Source organism: Leptodesmis sp., assembly GCF_052746595.1.
Genome location: NZ_JBRAGO010000181.1, coordinates 1 through 4,182 on the forward strand (window position 1 = coordinate 1; position 4,182 = coordinate 4,182).

Sequence of the window (4,182 nt, forward strand, 5' to 3'; positions counted from 1 at the left end):
AGTTGCCCAGGCTGGAGCAGAACCTGTGCCAATGGGCATTGTTCCGGACGACCTGGAGGTGTTGAGGGAGGCGATCGTCCAGGCCGTTGCTAGTGCAGATCTCGTTCTCTCTTCTGGTGGAGTCTCTGTCGGTGACTACGACTATGTAGATCAGATTCTGGACGAACTGGGCGCAGAGATTCATATCCGCTCTGTTGCCATCAAGCCTGGCAAACCTCTCACCGTCGCCACCTTGCCTACCCTCCCCATCACCCCATCACCTCATCACCCCATCACCCCTCCACTCCTCCACTCCTCCACCCTCTACTTCGGACTCCCTGGCAATCCCGCCTCTGCCCTCGTCTGCTTCTGGCGCTTTGTGCAACCCGCCTTGAAAAAACTATCCGGCTTCCCGGAACCGTGGGAAGTAAGTTATGTGAACGCCATCACGGTTCAGCCGCTAAACTCCGATCGCAAACGAGACTCTTATGTGTGGGGACAGCTAGAACTTATGAATGGTTCCTATCAATTTAAACCAGCAGGTGGTAGCCATAGTTCCGGCAATTTGATTAATTTAATCGGCACGAATGGATTAGCTGTCATCCCTGCTGGCGAAGCCGCGATCGTCCCCGGAGACATCATTCACGTCCTACCCATTCCATAATTCATAACTCATTATTCTTGACTCTTAACTCTCCCATGCTTTCCTCATTTTCTGTGATCGTGCCAGTTCTAAATAAAGAGAAGGAAATCATCCGCACTCTGGAAAGTGTGGAAGACAGTATTCAGTACTTTTTTCAGCACTATGACGGAGAGCATCCTGTCACTGCAGAAATTGTGGTTGTCAATGAGGCATCCAGCGATCGCACCCTAGAACGAATTCTAGAATTCGCCCAGAACAAGCCTCATTGCAAAGTTATCAATCATGGAAGACGAGTGGGAGCAGGGGCAGCCAGAAACACCGGAGTCAAAATATCTCAAGGAGAAGTTTTGTTCTTCTGTGATGGAGATGATTTGTACTTTAAAAGACATATTTATCTCTGTTTTCAACTTCTCAACTACAATCCAACAGGAGACACAAAAACTTCACTTATTCTGCCAACCGATCAGGGGTCGCAGGTCATTGATTTACCCAATCAACCTGTGGGAGTGGTTCGGACTGGAGTGTTTATGAAAGAGGCGATTCATCCTTTTTGGAAAGGGGCGATCGAAAACACTCTGCCACAAAATCTTTGTATCCGTCGAGAGTGCCATGAATTCATTGAAGGGTTTCCTGAAGCAGTAATTCCGTATCATCAAACAGGCTGTGAAGATATCAGTTATATTCTATGGCTGACTAAATTCTTTAAGGTCTTGAAAGTGAATCTGGAAACGGTTGAATATATTCGTTACCCAGGCAATAATTTTGATAAACAACTGAAGAAATTTCAAACATCGCCTGAGCAATATCAGGATGATACTCCTGCTGATATCCAGGAATTACATAAAATTCGACACAAAATTGAGCAGGATAAATTGGCTTATTTAGTAGAAAAGCTAGGACGCATTGAGAAGACAGCAAACTTTGTATCCCTATTGAACTGGCAGCAACTTGGGGGCGAGTTTTTAGCTCAAAACAAGTTGCAAGAAGCTACTGCATTACTGGAACTAGGCGTGGGACTGGAACCAACCAATTCCGCAGCTAAAACACTGCTGGCGGCGGCTTACAATAACCTGGGTTCCACCTTACAAGGACAGGGGAAACCAGATGCAGCCATGCCTTATTTCAAACAGGCGATCGCGCTCAACCCCACTCTTACCCATACCGATTTAGCTAGAATTCACTTTAATTTAGTCACGGCCCTACGAGATCAAAAACAGTACAAAGAAGCCTACGCTGAGGTTCAAAAAGTTCTGCAACTGGATCCAACGTGGGTAGAGGCGCAGACCGAAGCAGTTAAACTCAAATATTACGTGGAAGTGATTCGTAAAGGTTATCAGTTTTCCCAAGATTGGTTCAGTATTAACCTACCCATTTGGGAACATTACTTACAACGATTTGCCAATCAACCTGAATTGATGGCGGTGGAAATTGGTAGTTGGGAAGGCCGCTCAACTTGCTGGCTGCTTGACTATATTTTGACTCACCCTACTGCCCAAATTACCTGTATTGATACCTTTACCGGCGGAGCAGAACACCAGGCTTTATGGCAGGGTAGATTTTTGCAAACAATTGAGCAGCGATTTGATTTCAACGTGGCTCAAACGGGTACTCCGGAGAAGGTTAAAAAGATCGTCGGTAAATCTCAAATTGCCCTACGATCGCTCCCACTCGATTCCTATCATCTGGCTTATATAGATGGTTCCCATATTGCCAGTGATGTCCTGGAGGATGCTTTACTGACCTGGAGATTGATCAAGGTAGGAGGCATCATTATTTTTGATGATTATCAGTATGTATTTCCGCCAGAAGTGACTGAAGCTCCTCCAAAAACCGCAATCGATGCTTTTCTGACTACCTTTAGTAAAAAGATCGTCTTGGTCCATCAGGGCTATCAAGTTTTTGTAGAAAAGATCGCGCCCTGATGTAGCTTTTAGCTGTATTGACACACAAGATTTTATAACTGGCCTTCACTTCAGAGGATGTTTTGAAAAGAGGATGTTTTGAAAGCCTGTCTCTTTGCCACCCTGACGACTGAAGTCGTGGCTATACCGAGAAAACCTGCCGCCGCAGATTACTGAAAACCTGGATTGTATTGAGTCTGCGTCGGCAGACTTGATGAGTGTAGTCGCAGTTTTAACCGCCAGATACTTTTCAAACGCCCTCTCAATGGCTGAGTTGATCAACCTGGCTCCTGCTTTATAGTCCTGCAGTTCCTTTAAGCGTGGCCGTGGTTGTACTGGCCGCAGGAGCCGGACTACTTGCCGTTGTCGATGGACTGGGGGCACACACCTTAGAGATCGTGATTCACGATCTGCCAAGTAGATTGCCACAATTCCACCTAATATTGTCCTGCTCCCACCTGCTGACGTTCCATGTTACTCTGAGGACGCTGATCCCAAAGGACGATTTCACAATGGCACTGACGACTTCAACCATGCTGGAATTGGGTACCCCTGCCCCTGATTTTGCCCTGGCGGATGTGGTGTCTGGACAAACAATTTCCCTGGCAACCTTCGCTGATCAGCCTGCTCTGCTCGTTATGTTCATCTGTCGGCATTGTCCCTTTGTCAAGCATGTGCAGACTGAACTGGCCGCCTTGGGTAGGGATTATCAAGGTAGAGGACTGGGAATTGTGGCGATTAGTGCAAACGATGTTGTCAATTACCCGGAAGATGCTCCTGAAAAACTCAAGGACATGGCAAATACCCTGGGATTTACCTTTCCCTTTTGCTATGACGAAACCCAGGAAACCGCAAAAGCCTATACAGCCGCCTGTACACCGGATTTTTTCCTGTTTAATCAGGATCGCCGTTTGGTCTACCGAGGCCAATTGGATGACAGCCGCCCCAGTAATGGACTGCCGGTAACAGGAGCCGATTTGAGAGCGGCGATCGAGGCCACCTTAACTAACCAACCCATATCCCCCGATCAGAAGCCTAGCATTGGTTGCAATATCAAATGGAAGCCAGGTGGATGATTCAACAAAGGCAGTCTAACGATGGGAGCGATCAAGGAATTAGGAGTCAGGAATTAAGAGCTGATATCTCTTAATTCCTGACTCCTAATTCCTAACTCCTAGCCTTTCGCTGCCTGACGACGACGAGCTGCGGTAATCAGGCCACCCGCTGCCAATGCACCCAGAATGGTGGTGGGTTCAGGAACGGCCTCACCGTTAATGCTGGCGGCACCAATTTCGGCTCCAATCAGTGCAGGATTTTCCAGCACTCCAGCCAGTTCTGGAGAAACCAGCAGATTGGCCACCAAATCCAGCTTCAACGTTTTGTCATCGAAGGACAGGCTGCTGGGAGCGGCCACATCAACAGAATCGCTCCTGTAGTGATGGTATCCCTGACAAAGAAGCCACTGGCGATCGTGCTAACTCGACCTGGATCGAATCCGATCAAGAAGTTACCTAGCTTCAGCACATCGTTAAAGGTGACAGAGCCAATATGCTCAATCGTGCCACTGACAGGGGCAAATCCCGTCTGATCAAAACTGAACTTAAAATCCGTAGCTGGAGTAATGGGAAACCCAACCAGATAAGCGCTGGATACCGGAGG

5 protein-coding genes are annotated in these 4,182 nt (G+C 47.5%); 3 read left to right on the top strand and 2 right to left on the bottom strand.

What is annotated here, in order from left to right:
* The 3 genes from ACUVQO_RS22550 to ACUVQO_RS22560 form a co-directional block, all read left to right on the top strand.
* The coding region (locus tag ACUVQO_RS22550; RefSeq protein WP_445928064.1) for a molybdopterin-binding protein at nt 1-643 on the top strand (643 nt) is incomplete at its 5' end.
* Between the two features lie 59 nt (nt 644-702).
* The gene (locus tag ACUVQO_RS22555) at nt 703-2,544 is read left to right on the top strand and encodes a class I SAM-dependent methyltransferase (RefSeq protein ID WP_445928065.1); all 1,842 of its coding nucleotides are present in this window, start codon (nt 703-705) and stop codon (nt 2,542-2,544) included.
* Nucleotides 2,545-3,035: 491 nt separating this feature from the next.
* Complete coding sequence (locus tag ACUVQO_RS22560) at nt 3,036-3,599, top strand: thioredoxin family protein (protein ID WP_445928066.1); 564 nt, start codon at nt 3,036-3,038, stop codon at nt 3,597-3,599.
* Nucleotides 3,600-3,697: 98 nt separating this feature from the next.
* Here ACUVQO_RS22560 and ACUVQO_RS22565 read toward each other — a convergent pair whose 3' ends face one another.
* Both ACUVQO_RS22565 and ACUVQO_RS22570 read right to left on the bottom strand, forming a co-directional pair.
* Entirely contained in the window at nt 3,698-3,898 is a 201-nt protein-coding gene (locus tag ACUVQO_RS22565; protein ID WP_445928067.1) for a PEP-CTERM sorting domain-containing protein, read from the bottom strand.
* Nucleotides 3,895-4,182, bottom strand: a 288-nt coding sequence (locus tag ACUVQO_RS22570) for a hypothetical protein (protein ID WP_445928068.1), incomplete at its 5' end; no start/stop codon positions are given. The genes ACUVQO_RS22570 and ACUVQO_RS22565, both read right to left, overlap by 4 nt.